This is a genomic window from Rubellimicrobium aerolatum (assembly GCF_017872975.1).
In the GTDB taxonomy this organism is placed as follows: domain Bacteria; phylum Pseudomonadota; class Alphaproteobacteria; order Rhodobacterales; family Rhodobacteraceae; genus Rubellimicrobium; species Rubellimicrobium aerolatum.
The window spans coordinates 48,362-70,433 of sequence record NZ_JAGGJP010000015.1 but is presented as its reverse complement, the minus strand read 5'-3'; the positions used below and the strand labels follow the sequence as shown (position 1 = coordinate 70,433).

Sequence of the window (22,072 nt, the reverse complement as noted above, 5' to 3'; positions counted from 1 at the left end):
TCTAGAGCGCCAAGGCCCCGGTGACAACGCACGAGGCCTTGCGACGAGGCGGCGCGGCCCCCATGGGAGCGATCCTCGGGCGACGGCCGAGGTCCGGGCCTCCGCTGCGCTCAGCCCGCCCCCAGCCCCCAGACCAGCGAGATGAGCGGCGTGCCGACGGCCACCACCAGCACCGACAGCGGCAGGCCGAGCCGCCAGTAGTCGCCGAACCGGTAGCCGCCAGGCCCCATGACCAGCGTGTTGCACTGGTGGCCGATGGGGGTGAGGAAGTCGCAGGCCGCCCCCACGGCCACCGCCATCAGGAAGGGGTCGGGGTTCAGGCCCAGCCGCCCCGCGAGGCTCGCGGCGACCGGCGCCATCACCAGCACGGTGGCGGCGTTGTTGAGGAAGGGCGTCACCGCCATCGCCAGCACGATCATTAGCCCCAGCGCGCCCAGGGGCGGCAGCAGCACCGCCACCCGCTCCAGTCCCGCCGCGATCAGGTCCGTGCCGCCGGTCGCCTGGATCGCGCCGCTGACCGGGATCAGCGCCGCCAGCAGCACGATCACCGACCACTCGATCGAGGCATAGGCCTCCTCCATCGTCATCACGCGCAGCAGCAGCACTGCCGCCGCCGCCCCGGCGAAGGCCACGGCGACCGGGACGACATGGGCCGCCACCAGCACCATCGCCGCGGCGAGGATGCCCAACGGCAGCCAGCTCCGCTTGCGGCGGCCCAGCGCCAGGTCGCGCTCGCTCAGCGGCAGGATGCGGAGCTCGCCCAGCGATTCGGCCAGCCGGGCGCGCGGGGCCTTGAGGATCAGCACGTCGCCCGCCTCGACGCGGAGCCGGCGCAGCCGCCGGCTCGGCGGCGCGCCGCGTCGGCTGACCGCGAGGAGGCCCAGCCCGTGCCGCCGGCCGAGCTGCGCCTCGGCCGGGGTCCGCCCCACCAGCGGCGACTCGGCCGTGACCACGCCCTCGACGACGGCGCTGTCCCCGTCCGTCCCATCCCCCTCCGTCGCGTCCCCGGCGGCCTCCTCCCCCGCGAGGCGCAGCCGCGCGCGGGCGACGACGCGCTCCAGGTCGTCGGGCTCGCCCGACAGCAGCAGCACGTCCTCGGCCTCCAGCACCCGGTCGGGGCGCGGCGCGTGGCGGCGGAACCGCTCGCGGATCACGGTGCCCACGCGCAGGCCGCCCTCGCCCAGCGCCTCCAGCTCGGCCACCGTGCGCCCCACGAAGGGGGAGCCGGCGGGGACCCGCGCCTCGGTCGCGTATTCCTCCAGCGTGAAGGCCGCGTCCATCGACCCGCCTGCCGCCCGCCGGTCGCCGGGCAGCAGCCGGTAGCCCACCGACAGGAACACGAGCCCCGCCGCCGCGATGGCAAGTCCCACGGGCGCGTAGTCGAACATCCCGAAGGGCTCGCCGGTCAGGTCCTCGCGGACCTTGGACACCAGGATGTTGGGCGAGGTCCCCACCAGCGTCACGATCCCGCCGATGAGCGATCCGAAGGCCATCGGCATCAGCAGGAAGGACAGCGGCGTTCCGGTGCGCCGCGACACCTGCGCCGCCACCGGCATCAGCATCGCCAGCGCGCCGACGTTCTTGGTCGCCATCGACAGGACCGTCACCGCCCCCGCGAGGGCCGGCACCTGCGCCTGCGGCCCCCGCAACCGCCGCAGGAGCGGCCGCATGGCCGTCTCGACCGCGCCCGACCGCGCCACCGCGCCCGACACGAGCAGCGCCGTCGCCACGATCACCACCACGTCGTCGCCAAAGCCCGAGAAGGCCTCCTCGGCCGGGATGATGCCCAGCGCCACCCCCGCGAGCAGCGCCAGCACGGCCACGAGGTCATAGGGCAGCCGCCCCCATACGAAGAGGCCGATGGTCACGGCCATCAGCCCGAAGGCGAGCGCTTGGTCCAGGGTCACGGGCGGGCCTCTCCAGGTGGCGCGGCGGCGGCGCGGCGCTCTGGAACCGGGCGGGGGTCGGCCTGGTTCCCTCCGCCCGGCGCGCATCCGGGGCGGGCCATCGGATTCGGGACGGAACAGGGAGCAGGCGCCAATGGCAGGGTTCGATCTGGTCGGCCGCCTCCTTGGCCGGATGCGCGACCGCGACGGCCGGGCGCGCGCTCTGGAGGCGCCCGCCCGCGAGATGTCCGCGCCCGGCCCGACCCCGCGCCCAGGCCCCCGCCCGCCACCCGGCTCCGAGCGGATGCTGCGCGAGGCGGTCGCGACCAAGCTCCTCGACGGCTGGCTGTCGAACCGCAACCAGACGCTCGTGCCCCACGTCCTGAACTTCGCGGTCCTGCCGCCCGAACGGGCCGGGCTCCTCGTGGCGGTCATGGCCGCCGCCGCGCAGGCTGACGGGCAGGTGAGCGCCGAGGAGGCGCGGCGGATGCCCCTCGCGCTCCGGCGGCTCGGGGCGGGGGAGGGCGTGGTCGCGGGGCTCCAGCCAGCGCTGGACGCGCCCCCGCCGCTGCCGGCCCTCCTGGCGCAAGTGCAGGAGGAGGGGCTCGCCCCCCATGCCTACGCGGCGGCTCTCCTGGCCCTCGACCGGCGCGGCCGCTCGAACCGGGCCTTCCTGCGCTACCTCGCCGCGCGCCTGGGCCTCGCCCCCGAGGTGGCGGGCGGGCTGGAGCGGCGCTACCGGGGCTGAGGCCCCCCCGTCGCCCCGTCGCCCCGTCTGATCCCGCCTCAGTCCGGGGCCGCCGTCATCGCCCGGAGCGCGTCCTGGAGGGGGCCGCTCTCGACCAGCAGGTGCCGTGCGAGGTCGCCCAGCGTGATCCAGCCCACGACGCGGCCCCCGCCGTCGCGCACCGCCAGCCGGCGGACGTGGTGCGCCGCCATCAGGTCCATCGCCGCCTGGAGCGCGTCGTCCTCGGCGCAGCCCAGGACCGGGGCCGAGGCGATGTCGCGCACGCGGGTCGCGGCGGGGCCCAGCCCCGGCGCGACGAGGCGATACAGGATGTCGCGGTCGGTGACGACGCCCTCCAGCGCCTCGGCCGATCCGACGGGCAGCGCGCCCACGTCCAGCTCGCCCATCAGCTCGGCCGCCTCGGACACGGGGGCGTCGCCGTCGATGAACTCGACGTGCCGCGTCATGATCTCGCCCACCCTCATGGCGCGTCCCCCAGGGCGGCGTCGATCTGGCCAAGCAGCCGCGAGAAGTCCACGGGCTTGGGGTGGTAGTCGTCGCAGCCCGCCGCCAGCGCCGTCTCGCGGTCCCCCGCGAGGGCGTGGGCGGTCAGCGCGATGATGGGGATGCCGGCCGTCGCCGGGTCGGCCTTGAGCACGCGCGCCACCGTCCAGCCGTCCATCACCGGCAGGTTCATGTCGAGCAGGATCACCTCGGGCTCCCCGGCCCGCGCCGCCGCCACCCCGGCCTCGCCGTCATGGGCCAGCGCGACCTCGTGCCCGCGCCGCTGGAGCCGGCGCGACAGGAAGTCCCAGATCTCCTCGGTGTCCTCCACCAGCAGCAGCCTAGCCATGAGCCGTCCCCTCCTTCGCGCCCCCGTCCGCGGAGGCCTCGCCGTTCCCGAGCCCGCCCGCGCCCCGCTCCGCCGCGACGCGCCGCAGCTCGGCCAGCAGCTCCTCCGCGCCGTCCTCGCCCGTCGGGATGACGGGCGTGGCCCCGTCGCCCAGGGGCGCGCGCGCCTCCGGGGGCAGGGCCCCCTCGGCCAGCGCGATCACCGGGATCGTCCGCCAGGCGGGGTCGCGCCGCAGGTCCCGCAGCAGCGCGAGCCCGCCGCCCGCCGGCAGGCCGAGGTTCACCAGCACGAGGTCCGGCCGCCGCTCGGCCAGCCGCTCGCGCGCGGCCTCCGCGTGGGGCGCGGCCACCACGTCCCAGCCCTCGCCGGCCAGCAGCCCGGCCAGCCCCTCGCGCGAGGCGTCGTCCTCCTCGGCCACGAGCGCGAGCCCCGGATCGGGGCCCGCACCGGGGTCCGGATCGGCAGCGCCGCCGGCCGGACCGCGGTGCCGCTCCACCGCGTCGCGCAGCCGCTGCCAGTCGACCGGCTTGGTGAGATGGTCGGCCGCGCCAAGCGAATAGGCCAGCCCCTTGTCGCGGATCATGCTGACCATGATGACCGGCACCTCGGCGAGGGCGGGCTCGGCCTTCAGCGCCGACAGCACCGCCCAGCCGTCCATGCGCGGCATCATCACGTCGAGGAGGATGGCCGAGGGCGGCGACCGCCGCGCGGCGGCGAGGCCCGCCTCGCCGTCCGGGGCCGCCTCCACCGCCACGCCGTTGCGGCCCAGGAAGCGCGTCAGCAGGTCGCGCATGTGCGGGTCGTCGTCGATCACCAGCACCCGCCCGGCCTCGGCGGGCTCCCCCTCGGGCGGCGCGGCCCCGCCCGCCGCCCGCCCGGCGTCGTCGGGCAGCGCCAGCGTGAAGGTCGTCCCCACCCCCTCGACGCTCTCGACGGCGATGTCCCCGCCCAGCATCCCGGCGAAGGCGCGGGTCAGCGCCAGCCCCAGCCCCGTGCCGCCGAAGCGCCGCGTCGTGGACACGTCCGCCTGCGCGAAGCGCTGGAACAGCCGGCCGACCTGCTCGGGCGTCATGCCGATGCCGGTGTCCGCCACGCGGAACACCAGCCGCCCGCCCCCGACCTGACCGCCCGCGCGCCGCGCCTCCAGAGTCACCCGCCCGCCCTCGGTGAACTTGGCGGCGTTGGACAGCAGGTTGAACAGGCATTGCCGCAGCTTCACCGCATCCGACCGCATCGCGCCCAGGTCGGGCGCCAGCTCGGCCGCGAAGGCGTTGCCCTTGCGCTCCATCAGGCCCCGCACGGTCTCGCAGACCTCGCGCACCAGCGGCGCGACCTCGAAGGACTCGACCTCGACCTCCATCCGGCCCGCCTCGATCTTCGACAGGTCGAGCACGCCGTTGATGAGCGACAGCAGGTGCCGCGCGCTGCCCTCGATCCGGGCGAGGTCCGCGCCGATGGCCGCGCCCGCCGCGCCCAGGTCCCCGGCCTCCTCGGCCAGCAGCTCGGCATAGCCGATGATGGCCGACAGCGGCGTCCGCAACTCGTGGCTCATGTTGGCGATGAACTGGCTCTTGGCGAGGTTGGCCTCCTCCGCCGCCACCTTGGCCGCCGCGAGGTCCTCCTCGTGGCGCTTGCGCTCGGTCACGTCCCAGACGATGCCCAGGGCGTGGAGCCCCCGGCTCAGGGGCCGCCGCTCCACCGCCCCCCGCGCCACCGCCCAGCGCACCTCGCCCGCGCCGGCCACGACGCGGAACTCGATGTCGAGCTCGCCCAGGCCGTCCCGCGCCGCGTCGAAGGCCGCCTCCACGGCGGGGGCGTCGTCGGGGTGGAGTCGCGCGAAGAACGCCTCCGCCGGGATGTCCCCCTCGCCGGCGGGCAGGCCGAAGATCGCCCGCAGCCCCTCGTCGGCCTCCAGCGTGCCGGCGTCGATGTCCCAGGACCACGACCCGATCCGCGCGACCTGCAACGCAAAGCGCAGCCGCCGCTCGGCTGCGACGGCGCGGATCTCGGCCCGGCGCTGCTCGGTGATGTCGGTGTTGCTGCCGAACCAGCGCCCGACCTGCCCGTCCTCGTCCAGGATGGGCACCGCCCGCGACAGGAACCAGCGGTAGCGCCCGTCCCGGCCCCGCAGCGGGAAGGTGTCCTCCCAGACCTCGCCCGATTCGATGGCCTCGCGGTAGCCCTCCTCGACGCGGCCGAGGTGGCCGGGATGCACGAGGTCGCGCCAGCCCCCGTCGGCCATCCGCTCGGGCGCGAGGCCGGCGTAGTCGTGCCAGCGCCGGTTGAACCAGGCCGGGACGCCGTCCGGGTCGGCGGTCCAGGTCATCTGCGGGATGCCCTCGGCCAGGGCGCGGAACTCCTCCTCGCGCTCGCGCAGCGACTCCTCGGCGCGCTTGCGGCGGAGATACTGGCCGATCTGCTGGCCCAGCGCGGCCGCGCCGTCGAGGAGGCCGTCGTCGAGCTCCAGCCGCGCGGGCGCCCAGAGCTCGATCGCCCCCAGCACGCGCCGCCCGATCCGCACGGGGATCGCCAGGGCGAAGCCCAGCCCCGCCGCCCGCGCCGCCTCGGCGCGCGCGTCGCCCCCCTCCGCCCCGAGATCCACATGGACCAGCTCGTCCGCCTCCCAGGCCCGGCCCGGCAGGCCCTCCCCGCGTCCCAGCGTCAGCGCCAGCGTCCGCTCGATCAGCCCGTCCGCCTCCAGGCCCGGCGCGACCCAGCTCGCGCGGGGGTGGAGCCGCTTCTCCCGATGGCTCAGGTCCCACAGGACGGCCGCGCGGCCGCCCAGCCCCTCGGCCACCGCCGCCAGCAGCCGGGGCAGAACCTCGTCGAGCCCCGCCGTCCCCGCCAGCAGCCGGCTCACGGTGAGCTGGAGCGCGAGCCGGTCGCGCGCCGCGCCGCCCGCGCCCGGCAGGATGGTCACGACGCTGCCCGTCACCCGCCCATCGCGCAGCAGGGGCCAGGCGGCGTAGTCGGCCACCAGCGAGCCGCCGTCCTTGCGCCAGAGCACCTCGCCCGCCAGCCGCACCGGCCGCCCCGCCTGCCGCGCCGCCAGCAGCGGGCAGGCCGACTGGGGATACCGCGAGCCGTCCGGGTGGCTGTGGTGGATCAGGTCGTGCATGTTGCGCCCGATCACCTCCGAGGCCTCGTAGCCCAGCATCGCCAGCGCCGCCGGGTTGGCATAGGTGCAGCGCCCCTCCTCGTCGATCCGATAGAGCCCGAGGCCCAGGGCGTCGAGGCTCGGCCGGTCGTCCGGGTCCAGGGCGGCGGAAGGGGCGACGGCGGTCTCCAAGGGCGGCGTCTCGCAGGCAGGGGGCCCGCCCGCGACGATGCGGGACGGCCAGCGCGGTAAGGCCAGGCGTGAACGCCCCCGAACGCCGGCCGTTCCGGCCCCGGGCGGCCCGCGCCCCCACGGAAGGCGGCCCCGCCTCGGCCCTTCCCGCCTCAGCCCTGCCGGCCCATCCAGATCCCGGCCAGCGCCGTCGCCGCGACCAGCGCCAGGAACGCGTTGACCCCGATCAGCACCCAGCCGGGCAGGCGGTCGATGTCGGGGGCCTCGGGCTCCACGCGGAACAGGTGCCGCCACACCCCGGCGACGAAGCAGAAGATCGCGAACAGCATCAGCACCGTGGCCTGCGCCATCGCCATCCAGCCCGGCACCAGCCCGTCGAGCAGCGCCCGCGCCCCGATCCCCCCGGCCAGGCCCACCATCCCCGTCCGCACCCAGGCGGCGTAGGTCCGCTCGGCGGCCAGGACGGTGCGGTCCCCGGCCAGCTCCGTCCGCCGCTCGGCGCTGTCCTTGGTGACGACGGCGGCGTGGGCGGTCGTCCTGGCCGCCTCGGCCGAGGTCTCGGCGGCGGTGGCCGTGCGCGCCGCCGCCTGCGTCGTCCGCTGCGCCGCCGTCCCGGCGTGCTGCGCCGCCGTCGCGGCGTCCTCGGCGACGGCCTGCGTCCGCTCCGCCGTGTCCCGGACCGCCGCCGCCGCGCTCTCGACCTTCCGCTCGTCCATGCCGCCCCCGTCCATGCCACCCCCGTCGGTGCCAGCCCGGATCGGCCCCGTCCCGCCCCCGCCCGCGCGACGCGGGCCGTCCGGTCCGCAACCGCCAGGCGGGGTGCGGGTTCCTCCCTCCACGGGCCCCGCCACCCCCCGCCGCTTCACGCAACGTCGCTTTGTTGGGCGGTTTCCCTCCGGCTCGGCAGGACTATGCTCGGAATCAGAGGATTTTGTGGCGATTCGGCCCAAGTTACGGCTTGAAGATCGCCGCGGGCTCCCCCATGTGCAGCCTGCCCGTGGACGGCGCGACCCGCCGTCCTCGATGTGCTGCCGATGGTCCGGGGCGGCATGATCGGAAGCGCGTCTTCGTGGCACCCCGGGCCCGAGATGAACGCTAGGCCGAACACCAGACCGAGATGCTCCCATGATGCCGACCAGCGTAAGCGATCCCCGTCCCGCCTCCCGCCTCGCGCGGGACATCCCCCAAGCCCCCCTCGACATGCCCGAGGCGCCACAGGTCGATGGCGGCGTCCGCCCCCTGATGATGGTGGGCGTCGCCGTCGCCGCCCTCGTCGGCGGCCTCGCCATCGGCGGCGAGGCCTACAGCCGCGCCAGCGCCGCCGACAGCTTCGCCCGCAACCAGGCCATGCTGGAGCGGCAGGGCTGCGCCGTCCGCGCCCTCCTCCTCGGCGAGGGTGGCGGCGCCGACGGCTCGGTGTGCGAGCGCGTGGCGATCCTGGCCGACGACGCCGCCGCGGACAGCGGCCGCAGCTAGGCCCACCTTTCCGGGAACCATCCCGTCGCGGCCGCCCCGCGCGCCGCGCCGGGCGACCTCGCGCGTCGCCCGCCCGACCCGTTCCAGGCACGCCCCGCCCAATCCTTGGGCATCCCGCCTTCTTTCCGCACCGTTCCGCGCGAAACCCGCCAGCGTCGCGCAAAAGCCCGCAGGTTCCTCAGCGTCGCCCTTTTCGCGCCGCATGGGGTCCGTAGATCGAAGAGGCAACGCGGCGGGCCACCTCCTCCCGGCTCGGCCGCAGACTGGATCGGAACGGCGGCCCTTTTCTCCTCCCTTGGGACGCTGCTGCCGACGCGGGCGGCTTCCGGCCTCGCCGGGGCCGCCCCTTTTTCTCCTCACGCCGCCAGCGGCCAGGCCACCCCGTCCGCATCGAAGACGTGGGCGCGGCCCACATCGACCCGCACCCCCACGGCCATCCCCGGATCGGCCCGCAGGCCGGGGTCCGCCTCCACCACCAGCGGCCCCGCCGGCGTCTCGACATGGACGTAGGCCGTGTTCCCGAGGTTCTCGACCACCGACACCCGCCCGTCGAGGTCCCCCGTCCCCGGATCGGCCAGCCGCAGGTGCTCGGGCCGGATGCCGACCTCGCTGGTCCCCCCCGCGCCCCGCAGCGCCCGCATCGGCAGCGCCAGCCGCCCGCCGCCCGGCAGCTCGGCCACCAGCCCGGCCCCCTCGCGCGTCACCCGCGCGGGCAGGAAGTTCATCCCCGGACTGCCGATGAACCCCGCGACGAAGCGGTTCGCCGGCGCGTTGTAGAGGTCGAGCGGCGAGCCCACCTGCGCGATCCGCCCCCGGTCCAGCACCACGATGCGGTCGGCCAGCGTCATCGCCTCCACCTGGTCGTGGGTGACGTAGATCATCGTCGTCCCCAGCTCCTGGTGCAGCTTCGCCAGCTCCAGCCGCATCTGCACCCGCAGCAGCGCGTCGAGGTTCGACAGGGGCTCGTCGAACAGGAACACCTCCGGGTCGCGCACCAGCGCCCGTCCGATGGCGACCCGCTGCCGCTGCCCGCCCGACAGCTCGGCCGGCCGGCGGCCCATCAGCGGCTCCAGTTGCAGCATCCTCGCCACCCGCGCCGCCTGGGCCTTCTGCTCGGCCTTGGGCGCGCGGGCCAGCGACAGGCTGAAGCAGATGTTCTGCTCCACCGTCAGGTGCGGATAAAGCGCGTAGCTCTGGAACACCATCGCCACCCCCCGCTCGGCCGGCGCGGCCCCCGTCACGTCCCGCCCGCCGATGACGACCTGCCCGCCGCTCGCCTGCTCCAGCCCCGCCACGATCCGCAGCAGCGTGGACTTGCCGCAGCCCGACGGCCCCAGCAGCGCCGTGAACGACCCATCGTTGATCGACAGGTCCAACCCCTTGATGACCTCGACCGCGCCGAAGCGCTTGGTGATGCCGCGAAGCTCGACGGAGGACATGGACAGCTTATCCCTTGATGCCGGCGGTGAGCATGATCGCCTGCGTCACCCGCCGCTGGAACACGAGGTAGACGAGAGCCACCGGCAGCGCGGCCAGAAGGGCCGCCGCCATGAGGCGCGCGTAGCGGACGCCGAAGGCGTCGTTGACCTGGGTGATGCCGACGCTGATGTTCATCATGTCCTCGCTGGTCACCGCGAGGAACGGCCACAAAAAGGTGTTCCAGGCCCCGATGAAGGTGATGATCGCCAGCGCCGTCGTGATCCCCCAGTTCATCGGCAGATACAGCCGGAACAGAAGTTGCAGCTCGGTCGCGCCGTCCATGACCGCCGCCTCGCGAAAGTCGCGCGGCACGCTGTCGAAGAACTGCTTGTAGATGATGACCGTGACCGGCGCGATGAGCTGCGGCAGCACCACCCCCGCCCAGGAGTTGAGCAGCCCGAACTGCGCCATCAGCACGAAGTGGTTCACCAGCAGCGCCGGGATCGGCACCATGAACGACGCGAGGATCAGCCACCACAGCAGCCGCTTCCCCGGAAAGCGGAGCTGCGACAGCGCATAGCCCGCCGCCGCGCTCATGGCGACGACCAGCACCGTGACCGCCCCCGCCGTGACCACCGAATTGACGTACCACCGGCCGATCTGGCTGTTGAACAGCACGTAGGTATAGGCGTCGAGCGTCCATCTCTCGGGGATCAGGTGGACGCCGGGGCGCACCACGTCCTGCTCGACCTTCAGCGAGGTGACGATCCCCCAATACAGCGGGAAGGCCCAGGCCACCGCCGCCAGCACGATCAGCGCCGTCAGCGCGCCCCCGGCGACGTTCAGGCGGCGCAGGCGCGTCACGCGGGCCGCCTCCATGGGTATCGCGGTCATCGCTGCCCCCTCGCGCGCAGGAGTTGATACTGGAGCACCGACACGGCGACGATCAGCAGGAACAGCACCAGCGCCACCGTCGCCCCATAGCCGCCCTGGTTCTTCTGAAAGGCGGATCGGTAGATCAGCCCCACCATCGACAGCGTGGCGTCCGTCCGCCCCCCTTGGGCGAACAGGTAGATCTGGTCGAAGATCTTCAGTTGCAGGATGAGCTGGATCGTCGCCACCAGCACCGTGATCGGCCAGATCAGCGGCCAGGTGATCCGCCGGAACATCTGCCCCCGCGTCGCCCCGTCCAGCGCCGCCGCCTCGTAGATCTCCGCCGAGATGTTGCGCAGCCCGGCGATGAACAGCAGGACGTTGAACCCCACCAGCCACCAGACCGTCACCAGCGCCACGGTCGGGATGAACAGCGGGATCACCCGGAACACCGGCACGTTCTCGCCCATCAGCGCCGCGATGGGCACCTGAAGCAGCCCGAACTCCCCGTCCAGCAGCCAGCTCCAGATCCGGTAGACCACCGACACGGGCAGGATGTAGGGCAGGAAGAACGCCGCGAGCATAAGGCTCTGCGCCCAGCCCTTCAGCCGGTTCACCCCGAGAGCGATGGCGAGGCCCAGCAGCGTCGAGGGAATGACCGTGAGCAGCACGAAATACAGCGTGTTCCAGGTCGCCGTCCAGAACAGCCGGTCCTTCCACAATCTCTCGTAGTTCCCGAACCCCACCCAGTCCCCCGCCCCGATCAGCGGCGCCTTGGTGAAGGTGAGGGCCACGAGCTGCGCCGTGGGCCAGACGAACAGCACGGCATAGGTCAGCAGGAACGGCGCCAGCAGCGCCAGCGCGATCAGGGCTTCGGGGCGTCGGGTCCGCGTCATCGGGCGATCCTCACGGCGGAGGGGGAGGGGGCCGGCACCGCCGCCGGCCCCCGACAGGATCAGTAGGCCTGCCCCTGCAGGTCGTCGCGCATCCCTTCCATGGCCTCCTGGCCGGTCAGCTCGCCGTTCACGGCCGGCATCAGGAAGTTGCCCGCCGCGTCGTAGACGGGCGACCCCACCCCGGCGAGGGGCGAGCGCGGGTCGAACGCCGCCGTCTCGGCCAGCGACGAATAGGTGGCGTTCGGCTGCATGGCCCGGAACTCGTCGGTGTCGCGCGCCGGGTTGTAGGCGGGCAGGTGCCCCGCCGTCCCCCAGAACGTCGAATTCTTCGCCATCCAGCCGATCACCTGCATGACCGCCGCCCGCCGCTCGGGCGTCATCTCGTTCCCCTGGTTGTTGGGGATCGCGAAGGCGTGGCTGTCCGCCCAGGTCGCCGGCTGGTCGAAGAACACCGGGAGCTGCACCGCCCCCCACTCGAACAGCTCGCCCTTGGCGTGGAGGTCCGTCATCGTCGGCACCTCCCACACCCCGTTGATGTGCAGCGCCGCCTCGCCGCCGGTGAAGCGCGCGATGGAGGCCGCGTATTCGATGTTGGGCGGCGCGTAGCCCTCCGACACCCAGGACGCCATCAGGTCCGTCGCCGCCACCGCCTTGTCGAGGTTGTCGCCCGACAGGAACTCGCCGTTCTCGTCGAGGAACTGCCCGCCCTGCTGGTTCAGCAGCGAATAGAAGATCCGCCAGGTCGAATCGCCCGTGGAGTCATGGATCGACAAGGGCTGGTCGAGCCCGCCCTCCTTCAGCTTGTCCAGGGCCGCCTTGAACTCCTCGGCCCCGTCCAGCCCCATGGGCAGCCCGTTCGCGTCCAGAAGACCCGCCGCCTCCAGCCGCTCCTTGTTGTAGTAAAGGACGACCGAATGGATATCGAACGGCACGGCATACATCTGCCCGTCCACCGTCGCCGCGTCCACGTTGGCCTGCTGGAAGTCCGTGGGCGCGAGGCCCGCCGCCGTCATGTCCGCCTCGGTCAGCGGCGACAGCGTCCCCGTCTCCACGCCCAGCGGCAGGCGCGACAGGTGATAGGTCATCACGTCCGGCCCCTCGCCCACGGCGGCCGAGGTCTGGACCTTGGTGTAGAACGGCGTCCCCCATTCGAGCGTCGTCGCCTCGATCTGGATCTCGCCCTCGTGCTCCGTGTTGAACTGGTCGATGAGCTGCTTCATCCGCGCGCCGTCGCCGCCGCTCAGGAAGTCCCACCACTGGACGACCTCCTGCGCCTGCGCGGCGCTGACACTGAACGCCGACGACAGAAGCGCCGCCCAAAAGGCTCTCTTCATTCCATCCTCCCTCGGGCTCTCCCGGCCCCTCGCGCCGATCCGGCCTGACCCGCCCCCTGGCGCGAAAAGGGGCGGCCCTGTCCCCGTGCCGCGCGTCCCATGGCGCCAAGGGGCCTCCTCGCCCCCGCGCCGCGCCGCGCCGCAACCGGATGTCCGAAGGGTAGGGACAGCCCCGCCCTTCTGTCAACTGCCTGCTGGATATGTATCATCATCCTTGATAGACACGGGGCAGGGAGCAGGTCGGGGGGCACGGGTGCGCCGGGGGGAACAGGCATGAGCCACGAGGTCCTGCTCGTGGACCCGGAGGAGGGCGGCGCGGTCCTGCGGGCGCTCGCCTCGCCGGTGCGCGTCCGCGTGCTCAAGCTCCTGCGGCGCGGCCCCCTCAACGTCAACGACATCGCCGCCGCGCTGGATCTCCCGCAGTCCAGCGTCTCGACCAACGTGCAGGTGCTGGAGGAGGCGGGCCTCATCCGCACCGAATCGCAGCGCGCCCGCAAGGGCAGCCAGAAGCTCTGCCGCAGCCTCTTCGACGAGGTGCTCGTCACCTTCAAGGACGCCGCCCCCGCCCTCGACGACCGCGTGATCGAGACGGCGATGCCCCTCGGCCTCTACACCCGCTGCGAGGTCAGCGCCCCCTGCGGCCTGTGCACCCGCGACGGCATCGTGGGCCTTCTCGACGTGCCCGACAGCTTCCTCGACCCCGGCCGCATGGGCGCGGGCCTGATCTGGTTCACGCGCGGCTACGTCGAATACCAGTTCCCCAACAACGCCAAGCTGCGCGGCGACGAGGTGGCGGGCCTCGAAATCTCCATGGAGCTCTCCTCCGAGGTCCCCGGCACCGCCGCCGACTGGCCCTCCGACATCACCGTGTCGGTCAACGGCGTGGATGTCGCCACCTGGACCTCGCCCGCCGACTTCGGCGACCGGCGGGGCGTCCACACCCCCGAATGGTGGAAGCTCAAGGGCAGCCAGTATGGCCTTCTCAAGACCTTCCGCGTCACGCCCGACGGCTCCTTCGTGGACGGGATGCGCGCCTCGGCCACCACGGTCGCCGACCTCCGCCTCGCCGACCACCGCTCCATCCGCCTGACCATCGCCGTGCGCGAGGACGCTCGCCACCCCGGCGGCGTCAACATCTTCGGGCGGGGCTTCGGCAACTACGACCAGGACATCGTCCTGCGCCTCCTCCGCGCCGGCTGACCCCGATTCGCGCTTGACGCGACCGGGGACGAACCTGATACGTATCGACCAAACGGATATGAACGGCCCCAGGCCGGCGGGAGGAGAGACAATGGAAGCGAGGGTCACGGCCCATCGGGACTACGCGGTCGCGCGCATCGACGACCGGCTCTATTCGGGGTTCCTCGAACACCTCGGCCGCGCCATCTACACGGGCATCCACGAGCCCGGCCACCCCACCGCCGACGCGCAGGGCTTCCGCCGCGACGTGGCCGACCTCGTGCGCGCCCTGCGGATGCCGTACGTCCGCTACCCCGGCGGCAACTTCGTCTCCGCCTACAACTGGGAGGACGGCATCGGCCCGCGCGACCAGCGCCCGACCCGCCTCGACCTCGCCTGGCACACCTCCGAATCCAACCAGGTCGGCATCCACGAGTTCATGGACTGGTGCGACCTCGTGGGCACCAAGCCCATGCTCGCCCTCAACCTCGGCTCGCGCGGCTTGGACGAGGCGCGCAACTTCGTCGAATACGTCAACGGCCCGACCGGCGCCTATTGGGGCGACCTGCGCCGCAGGAACGGCCGGGCCGAGCCCTGGGACTGCCGCCTCTGGTGCCTGGGCAACGAGATGGACGGCCCCTGGCAGATCGGCCAGAAGACCTCGACCGAATACGGCCGCCTCGCCTCCGAGGTCGGCAAGGCCCTGCGCGCCTTCGACAAGGGCCTCGAACTCGTCGTCTGCGGCTCCTCCAACCCCAAGATGCCCACCTACCCCGAATGGGAGCGCGTGGTGCTCGAACACACCTACGAGACGGTCGATTACCTCTCGCTCCATATGTATTCGCAGAACAAGGCCCGGAACACGGCCGGATACCTCGCGCTCAGCGAGACGCTGGACCGCTACATCGGCACCATCCAGTCCGTCATCAACGTCGTGAAGGCGAACAAGCGCTCCAAGCACGACGTCCACATCTGCTTCGACGAATGGAACGTCTGGTATCACAGCCACGAACAGGACCAGGCCATCCTCAAGGGGATGCACGGCTGGCCCCACGCGCCGCGCCTGCTGGAGGACATCTACAACTTCGAGGACGTGCTTCAGGTCGGCCTGACGCTCAACGCCTTCATCCGCCGCTCGGACGTGGTGCGGATCGCCTGCATCGCCCAGATCGTCAACGTCATCGCCCCCATCATGACGGAACCGGGCGGCCCGGCATGGCGGCAGACGACCTACTGGCCCTTCCTGCTGGCCTCCCTCTACGGGCGCGGCACGGCGCTGCAACTGGCGGTGCGCGTGCCGACCTACGACTGCGACGTGGCCGACGACGTGCCCTATCTCGACATCGCGGGCGTCCATGACGAGGACGCGCGCACCGTCACCTTCTTCGCCGTCAACCGCCACCCGACCGACCAGTTGTCCACCGCGATCTCGCTCCAGGGCTTCGGCCCGGCGCGCGTCATCGACCATCAGGTGATGACCCACCCGGACCTGCGCGCCGTCAACGCCATCGACGCCCCCGACCGCATCGCTCCCCGCCCCGGCCCCGGCGCGGGGCTGGAGGACGGCACGCTCCACCTCGCCCTGCCGCCCCATTCCTGGTCCATGCTGCGGGTCGCGGTGGGCGGCGCCTGACGACCGGACCCCGTAGGGCGGGCTTCAGCCCGCCAAGCGCCCCCGGCCACCGGAACATGGCGGGGTGAACCCCGCCCTACGACCCCCCCACCCGCCGGGGGGTGTTGCGCGGGGGTGTTGCGCGAAGTGGGTGCTGAGCGCTCGTTACTCTCGGAGACCGTTAACATCCGTCCGGCATGATGCTCGCATGAACCCGAGTCATGCCCATGAAAGGAGTGCCGCCGATGACGACCGAAACGACCACCGACACCGCCGCCCGCGCCCGGCTCTCCCTGGATGGGATCTGGGAGTTCCGCCACGACTCCGACCAGCGCTGGCGCGAGGCGTGGGTGCCCGGCGTCTGGCAGCAGTTCCCCGACCTGGCCTGGGCCTTCGGGACCGGCCTCTACCGCCGCCGCTTCACGGTCCCCGCCGACTGGCAAGGCCGCGAACTCGCCCTCCACTTCGGCGCGGTGAGCGAACTCGCCATCGTCCGCGTCAACGGTCAGGAGATCGCCCGCCACGAAGGCGGCTACCTCCCCTTCGAGGCGGTGATCCCCGCCGACCTCCTCACCGGCGACGACCTGCTGGAGGTCGAGGCCACCCTCCCCGACGCCCACCGCAACGCCGAGGCCCACGACTTCGCCGAGATCCCCCACGGCAAGCAGAGCTGGTATGGCCCCCAGGGCGGCATCTGGCAGTCCGTCACGCTCGAAGCCCGCCACCCGACCCACATCGCCGCGATCCGCCTCGACCCCCATTGGCCCGAGGGGCGCCTCGCGCTGCGCCTGTCGCTCTCGCGCCCCCTTCACGGCGCGGTCGCGCTCGAAGTCCTCGACCCCGCCGGCGCCACCGTCCACACCGAGACGCTGCACATCGCGGCCGACCACCTTTCCCACGCCGTCACCCTGACCGACGTGGCCCCGTGGTCCCCCGATCACCCGGCCCTCTACACCTTCCGCGCCACCCTGCGCGACGAAGGCGGCCACGACATCGACCGCCGCGAGGACACGTTCGGCTTCCGCCACATCGAGACCCGCGACGGCGCGATCCACCTCAACGGCCAGCCGCTCTACCTGCGCGGCGCGCTCGATCAGGACTACTACCCCGACGGCTTCGGCACGCCGCCGTCCTTGGAGATGCTGGAAGACCAGGCCCGCAAGGCCAAGGCCCTCGGCCTCAACTGCCTGCGCGTCCACATCAAGATTCCCGACCCCCGCTACTACGACGTCGCCGACCGCCTCGGCCTGCTCGTCTGGTCCGAGATCCCCAACATCGAGAGCTTCACCCCCGCTTCCGCCGCCCGCCTGCGCGCGACGATGGAAGGCATCCTGCTGCGCGACCGCAACCACCCGTCCATCGTCATCTGGACCCTCATCAACGAGGACTGGGGCACCCGCCTGCGCGAGGTCGCCGACCAGCGCCGCTGGATCGTGGAGATGTTCGACTGGCTCAAGGCCGAGGACCCCCTCCGCCTCGTCGTGGACAACTCCGCCTGCTTCCCCAACGCCCACGTCAAGACCGACCTCAACGACTACCACTACTACCGCACCGCGCTCGACCGCCGCGAGGAGTGGGAGGCCCTGAACCGCGAATTCGCGGCCAACGCCGACTGGACCTTCATCCCCAGCCCCGAGACCCAGCGCACCGGCGACGAACCCCTGATCCTGTCCGAGTTCGGCGTCTGGGGCCTCCCCGACCCGGCAAAACTTCGGGACGAGGACGACCGCGACCCCTGGTGGATGCCTTACGGCGCGACCTGGGCTCTCGGCGTCGCGCTCCCCACGGGGATCGAGCAGCGCTTCCACGAGATCGGCCTCGAACAGGTGTTCGGCGGCTTCACGCAGTTCATCGAAGCCGCCCAGTGGCACCAGTTCACCAGCCTCAAGTGGGAGATCGAGGACATCCGCGCCCACGCCCCCATCACCGGCTACGTCATCACCGAGCTGACGGACGTGCACTGGGAAGGCAACGGCCTGATGGACATGGCCCGCAACCCCCGCGTCTTCGCCCAGGCCCTCGCCCCGGTGAACACGGACCTCGTGATCGCCCCCGGCCTCGCCCACCACGCCGCCCGCGCCGGCCAGCCGATCCATGCGGCCACCCGCGTCGCGACCGGCGGCGCCACCCTGCCCGAAGGCGCGCGGCTCGAATGGCATCTGGAAGGCGAGGGCGGCTCCGTCCCCCTCGGCCCCCAAACCCCCATGACGGTCGCCGACACCCCCCTGCCGCTCCGCGCCCCCTCGGGCGACGGCCCCCGCATGGCGACGCTCGACCTCGCCCTCCGCACCGCCGACGGCCGCCTCCTGGCCGAGACGCGCGAAAGCATCGCCCTCCACCCCGATCGTCCCTCGCCCGAGCGCCGCATCGCCTTCCGCACCGACCGCCCCCTGATCGGAGAGCGCCTGCTGGTCCTCGGCCACCGCGAGGTCGAGGCCGAGGACGCCGCCCTTTTCGTGACCGACGTGCTCGACGGCCCGCGCGTCGAGGCGATCCACGCCGGCGCCCACTACCTCCTGCTGCCCGAGCCCGGCCAGCGCCGCCTCCGCGACGACACCGCCCCCCGCGACGGGCCGATGACGCTCCAGATCGAGGACGCGCCCGGCGGGATGCGGTCCGAGCCCTATTTCAGCTTCCCCGGCTACGGCCTGCACAACCGCCACGGCACCATCTGGCGCGGCGACTGGGTGGGCAACTTCCCGTGGCTGCGCCGCGACGGCGCCTTCGCGCACCTGCCCGGCGGGCCGATGCTCGACCTCGCCTTCGCCCGCGTCATCCCGCACCAGGTCCTGTCGCACCTGCGCTCCTGGGAGTTCCGGGGCCGCGTCCATTCGGGCACCGTGGTCGGCTGGGTCCACCGCCCCGCCGCCTTCATCGTGGAAAAGCGGCTCGGGCGCGGCAAGCTGACCATCTGCACCTTCCGCCTCCTGCGCGACCCCTTCGACGCCGACCCGACCGCGACCGCGCTCTGGGACGGGCTCCTCGACCTCGCGACGCGGGACTGACCGCGATGCTACTCCACGACCCGCAGCGCCGTGCCCGGCCGCCCCTTGCACTCCGCGCCCAGCAGCGCGGCCAGCCGCGTGGCGAGGTCCGCCTGCCGGAAGGGCTTGGCCAACCGCGCCACGTCCTCGGGCACGTCCACCCCGGCGTTGGCGTAGCCGGTGACAAGCAGCACCGGCAGGGCATATCCGCCCTGCCGCAGCTCCCGGATCAGCGCCGCCCCGGACATCCCCGGCATGAGGTAGTCGGTCACGACCGCCTCGACCCCCGGATGGGACCGCAGCAGCGCCAGCGCCCGCAGGCCCGAGCTGGCCTCGACCACGCCATAACCCAGGTCGCGCAGCATGTCGGCCGTCGCCTCGCGGACCAGCTGCTCGTCATCGACGAGAAGGATCGTGGCCCCCGGCCGCACCGGCATGGCCTGGGCCTCGGGGCCGCTTGCGCCCGCCTCCTCGCGATCGGTCGCCGGAAGCCAGAGCTCGACGCTCGTGCCGCGCCCCGGCTCGCTGGCCAGATGCAGCGTGCCCCCCGACTGGGCGGCCAGCCCATGCACCATGGACAGCCCGAGCCCGGTGCCGCGCCCGACGCCCTTGGTGCTGAAGAAGGGCTCGACCGCCTTGGCGAGCGTGGCCTTGTCCATGCCGATGCCGGTGTCCGCCACCACGACGCGGACGTAGCGGCCGGGCGCGAGCCCGCCGCGCTCGCCCGCGCTCGCCTCCTCGGCCCGGATCGACAGCCGCCCGCCCTGCGGCATGGCGTCCCGCGCGTTGATCGCGAGGTTGAGGAGCGCGAGCTCCAGCTGGTTCGGATCGACCCGCGCGGCGGGCAGGTCCGGCGCGACCTCGACCCCCACCTTGATCGTCGGGCCGAGCGAGCGGCGCACCAGTTCCACCAGTCCCTCGATCAGCGCCCCCAGGTCCACCGCCTGCGGCGCGAGGGTCTGCCGCCGCGCGAAGGCGAGGAGGCGCTGGGTCAGCGTCGCCGCCCGCTCGGCCGCCTGCAACGCGCCATCCAGCAGGCGCTCGGCGCGCGGGTCGTTCGGGATGCGCCGCCGCAGCAGGTCGAGGCTGCCCAGGATCGGCGTGAGGAGGTTGTTGAAGTCGTGGGCCACGCCGCCGGTCAACTGCCCGATGCTGTCCATCTTCGCCGCCTGCGCGAGCCGGGCGTCGGCGTCCTTCCTCGCGGTCACGTCGGACACGACCCCGGTCATGCGGGCCGGGCGGCCCTCCGCGTCGCGATGGACGCGGCCCTTGACCGCGATCCAGCGCCGCCCGCCGCCCGCCGCCTCGATCCGGCACTCGATGTCCAGCACGCCCGTCGCCAGCGCCTCGTCGAAGGCCGCCGCCACGGCGGCCCGCTCCTCGGGGGCGACGTGGCGCATGAAGGTCTCCTGGCTCCAGTGGGGCTCGGGCTCCGCGTAGCCGAAGATCTCGTCGTGCCGCCCGCCGCGCCGGGCGGTGCCGCTCCGCAGGTCGAGGTCCCAGCTTCCCATCCCCGCCGCGTCCAGCGCGATCTGGAGGCTTTCGCGCGCCTGCTCCAGCTCGGCCGTCCGCTCGGCGACCGACCGCTCCAGCGTGTCGGCGAAGGCCCGGATCTCGTATTGCCGTTGCCGCGCCTTGAGCGCCGACCGCAGCGCCCCCATCATGGCGTCGCCATGGAGCGGCCGTTCGAGCAGCACCACGTTGCCGAGCCGGTCGAGCGTCGCGGTGGCCGAGGCGGGGCGCGGCCCCCGCGTGCCGTTGGCGAGGACCACGAACGGGAAGTCGGACCAGCGCGGCTGGCCCGCGATCCAGGCCATCAGCCGCGTCCGATCCCCGACCGCCAGCGCCTCCTCGGTGACGAGGGCCGCCCCCGCGCCCTCCTCCAGCCGGTCCACGAGGTCGCCCAAATCCGCGCTCACGTGGCTCGCAAGGCCGTGCTGGCCCAGCAGGTGGCTGGCGACCGCCGCGTCCCGGCCGCGCGGCGCGAGGATGAGGACGCGGCGCTCCACTCAGGACGCCGCGTCGGCGGGCGGCTCCAGCAGCGCCCGCTCCGAGCCGCGATAGACCGGCACGCCGGTCAGCACGCCCTGGAAGTCGCGCAGGGGCTCGCCCACGATCAGCCCGCCCGCGCCGATGCGGAACTCGCGGATGGTGCGCTCGTGGTCGGTGGTCCGCGTCTTGATGACCGAGATCGCCTGCCGCACCTCGCCCTCCGCCTCGAAGAACCGAAGCTGCATCACCGTGTCGGCGAGGTAGCTCAGGTCCACGTCGGCGCGGATGTCGCCCATCACCCCATGCTGCCCCAGCACCAGGAGCGACACGACCCCATGCTGCGCGAGGTAACCCAGCAGCTCGTGCATCTGGAGCACGAGGTATTGCTCGTCCGGCATGGACTGGAGGTAGGCGTTGAGGCTGTCCACCACGACGACCCTGGCCCCGCGTTCCTCCACCGCCTGCCGCACGAGGCCCGAGAACTCGCCGGGCGACAGCTCGGCCGGGTCGATGCGCCGCAGGTCGAGCCGGCCGCCGTCGAGGAAGGGCCGCAGGTCCATGCCGAGAGCCGCCGACCGACCGAGCAGCGTCGGCGCGCGTTCGTCGAACAGGAAGTAGGCAGCGGGCTCGCCCCGGCGCAGCGCCTCGGTCATGCACTGCACGACGGTGGTGGTCTTGCCGACGCCCGCCGGCCCGGTCAGCAGCGTGGCCGTGCCGGGCACGAGGCCGCCCCCCAGCAGCCGGTCCAGAGCCGAGTTGCCGGTCGAACGCGGCTCGGCCTCGAACTCCTTCGGAGGCTCCGACGCCGAGAGCCGGGGATGCACGCAGAGCCCGCCGCGCAGGATCGCGAAATCGTGGAAGCCGCCGCGATACTTCATGCCCCGCATCTTCACGATCTGAAGCCGCCGCCGCTCGGCGCCGAAGCCGGTCACCGACTGCTCCAGCGAGATCACGCCATGCGCGATGCTGTGGAGCTGGAGGTCGCCCGGCTCGGAGGTGCGGTCGTCGAGCACCAGCACCGTGCAGCGCCGCGTCGAGAAGAAGTGCTTGAGAGCGAGGATCTGCCGCCGGTAGCGCAGCGGGCTCTGCGCCAGCAGCCGCAACTCCGACAGGCTGTCGAGCACCACGCGCCGGGGCCGCGTCTCCTCGACCTTGGCCATGACGCCGCGCACCGTCTCGCCTAGCTCGACCTCGCTCGGATGGAGGAGCGTCTGCTCCTGCTCCTGCCCGAGGCCGATCTCGGGCACCATCTCGAAGAGGTCGATGCCGTCCAGCGTCCAGCCATGGGTGACCGCCACGGCGCGCAGCTCGGCCTCGGTCTCGGACAGGGTGACGTAAAGGCAGGGCTCGCCCCCGGCGGCCCCGGCCCGCAGGAAGCCCAGCCCAAGGGTGGTCTTGCCGGTGCCGGGCGTGCCCTCGACCAGGTAGAGACGCTCGGCCGTCAGGCCCCCGCCCAGCACGTCATCGAGTCCCCCGACCCCCGTGGAGGCCAGCGGGGGGATGTCGTCCTGCTCCTGCATGGGTCGGCCCTTCTCCTCACCGTCGCGCGCCG

16 protein-coding genes are annotated in these 22,072 nt (G+C 73.1%); 5 read left to right on the top strand and 11 right to left on the bottom strand.

Annotation, left to right across the window (positions count from 1 at the left end; translation table 11 throughout):
• Positions 1–110 precede the first annotated feature (110 nt).
• Positions 111–1,907, bottom strand: coding sequence for an SLC13 family permease (locus tag J2Z33_RS14590; RefSeq protein ID WP_342454202.1), 1,797 nt, complete (start codon positions 1,905–1,907; stop codon positions 111–113).
• A gap of 133 nt (positions 1,908–2,040) precedes the next feature.
• Between J2Z33_RS14590 and J2Z33_RS14585 the strand changes: the two genes are divergently transcribed.
• Positions 2,041–2,634, top strand: a complete 594-nt coding sequence (locus tag J2Z33_RS14585; RefSeq protein WP_209842362.1) for a DUF533 domain-containing protein — start codon at positions 2,041–2,043, stop codon at positions 2,632–2,634.
• Between the two features lie 38 nt (positions 2,635–2,672).
• On the opposite strand, the gene J2Z33_RS14580 is transcribed toward J2Z33_RS14585, so the two are convergent.
• The 4 genes from J2Z33_RS14580 to J2Z33_RS14565 form a co-directional block, all read right to left on the bottom strand.
• Positions 2,673–3,098: a CBS domain-containing protein gene (locus tag J2Z33_RS14580; protein ID WP_209842360.1), complete on the bottom strand. Its 426-nt coding sequence runs from the start codon at positions 3,096–3,098 to the stop codon at positions 2,673–2,675.
• Positions 3,095–3,466: a response regulator gene (locus J2Z33_RS14575; RefSeq protein ID WP_209842358.1), complete on the bottom strand. Its 372-nt coding sequence runs from the start codon at positions 3,464–3,466 to the stop codon at positions 3,095–3,097. Before J2Z33_RS14575 ends, J2Z33_RS14580 begins: the two co-directional genes overlap by 4 nt.
• Positions 3,459–6,755 carry a response regulator gene (locus tag J2Z33_RS14570; protein WP_209842356.1) on the bottom strand — a complete coding sequence of 1,099 codons (3,297 nt, stop codon included), beginning with the start codon at positions 6,753–6,755 and terminating at the stop codon, positions 3,459–3,461. Before J2Z33_RS14570 ends, J2Z33_RS14575 begins: the two co-directional genes overlap by 8 nt.
• Positions 6,756–6,907: 152 nt before the next feature.
• Positions 6,908–7,471, bottom strand: coding sequence for a YidH family protein (locus J2Z33_RS14565; protein WP_209842354.1), 564 nt, complete (start codon positions 7,469–7,471; stop codon positions 6,908–6,910).
• 409 nt (positions 7,472–7,880) lie between these two features.
• Between J2Z33_RS14565 and J2Z33_RS14560 the strand changes: the two genes are divergently transcribed.
• Positions 7,881–8,231 (top strand): hypothetical protein, encoded by a 351-nt coding sequence (locus tag J2Z33_RS14560; RefSeq protein ID WP_209842352.1) that lies wholly within the window; start codon positions 7,881–7,883, stop codon positions 8,229–8,231.
• A gap of 356 nt (positions 8,232–8,587) precedes the next feature.
• Here the strand turns inward: J2Z33_RS14560 and J2Z33_RS14555 are convergent, their stop codons facing one another.
• From J2Z33_RS14555 to J2Z33_RS14540, 4 genes are read right to left on the bottom strand one after another with little or no spacing between them, the layout of a single operon-like run.
• Positions 8,588–9,670 (bottom strand): ABC transporter ATP-binding protein, encoded by a 1,083-nt coding sequence (locus tag J2Z33_RS14555; RefSeq protein ID WP_209842349.1) that lies wholly within the window; start codon positions 9,668–9,670, stop codon positions 8,588–8,590.
• A 7-nt stretch (positions 9,671–9,677) separates the two neighbouring features.
• Positions 9,678–10,544 (bottom strand): carbohydrate ABC transporter permease, encoded by an 867-nt coding sequence (locus J2Z33_RS14550; RefSeq protein ID WP_209842347.1) that lies wholly within the window; start codon positions 10,542–10,544, stop codon positions 9,678–9,680.
• Positions 10,541–11,419, bottom strand: coding sequence for a carbohydrate ABC transporter permease (locus J2Z33_RS14545; RefSeq protein WP_209842345.1), 879 nt, complete (start codon positions 11,417–11,419; stop codon positions 10,541–10,543). Before J2Z33_RS14545 ends, J2Z33_RS14550 begins: the two co-directional genes overlap by 4 nt.
• A 59-nt stretch (positions 11,420–11,478) precedes the next feature.
• Positions 11,479–12,753, bottom strand: a complete 1,275-nt coding sequence (locus J2Z33_RS14540) for an extracellular solute-binding protein (protein ID WP_209842343.1) — start codon at positions 12,751–12,753, stop codon at positions 11,479–11,481.
• A 273-nt stretch (positions 12,754–13,026) separates the two neighbouring features.
• Between J2Z33_RS14540 and J2Z33_RS14535 the strand changes: the two genes are divergently transcribed.
• The 3 genes from J2Z33_RS14535 (at position 13,027) to J2Z33_RS14525 (ending at position 18,549) form a co-directional block, all read left to right on the top strand.
• On the top strand, positions 13,027–13,953 hold the full coding sequence (locus tag J2Z33_RS14535) for an ArsR/SmtB family transcription factor (protein WP_209842341.1): 927 nt from the start codon (positions 13,027–13,029) through the stop codon (positions 13,951–13,953).
• Positions 13,954–14,044: 91 nt separating this feature from the next.
• Positions 14,045–15,565: an arabinosylfuranosidase ArfA gene (arfA, locus tag J2Z33_RS14530; RefSeq protein ID WP_209842339.1), complete on the top strand. Its 1,521-nt coding sequence runs from the start codon at positions 14,045–14,047 to the stop codon at positions 15,563–15,565.
• A 224-nt stretch (positions 15,566–15,789) separates the two neighbouring features.
• Entirely contained in the window at positions 15,790–18,549 is a 2,760-nt protein-coding gene (locus tag J2Z33_RS14525; RefSeq protein WP_209842338.1) for a glycoside hydrolase family 2 protein, read from the top strand.
• 8 nt (positions 18,550–18,557) lie between these two features.
• On the opposite strand, the gene J2Z33_RS14520 is transcribed toward J2Z33_RS14525, so the two are convergent.
• On the bottom strand, positions 18,558–20,537 hold the full coding sequence (locus J2Z33_RS14520) for a hybrid sensor histidine kinase/response regulator (protein ID WP_209842336.1): 1,980 nt from the start codon (positions 20,535–20,537) through the stop codon (positions 18,558–18,560).
• Complete coding sequence (locus tag J2Z33_RS14515) at positions 20,538–22,040, bottom strand: ATPase domain-containing protein (protein WP_209842334.1); 1,503 nt, start codon at positions 22,038–22,040, stop codon at positions 20,538–20,540.
• Positions 22,041–22,072 lie beyond the last annotated feature (32 nt).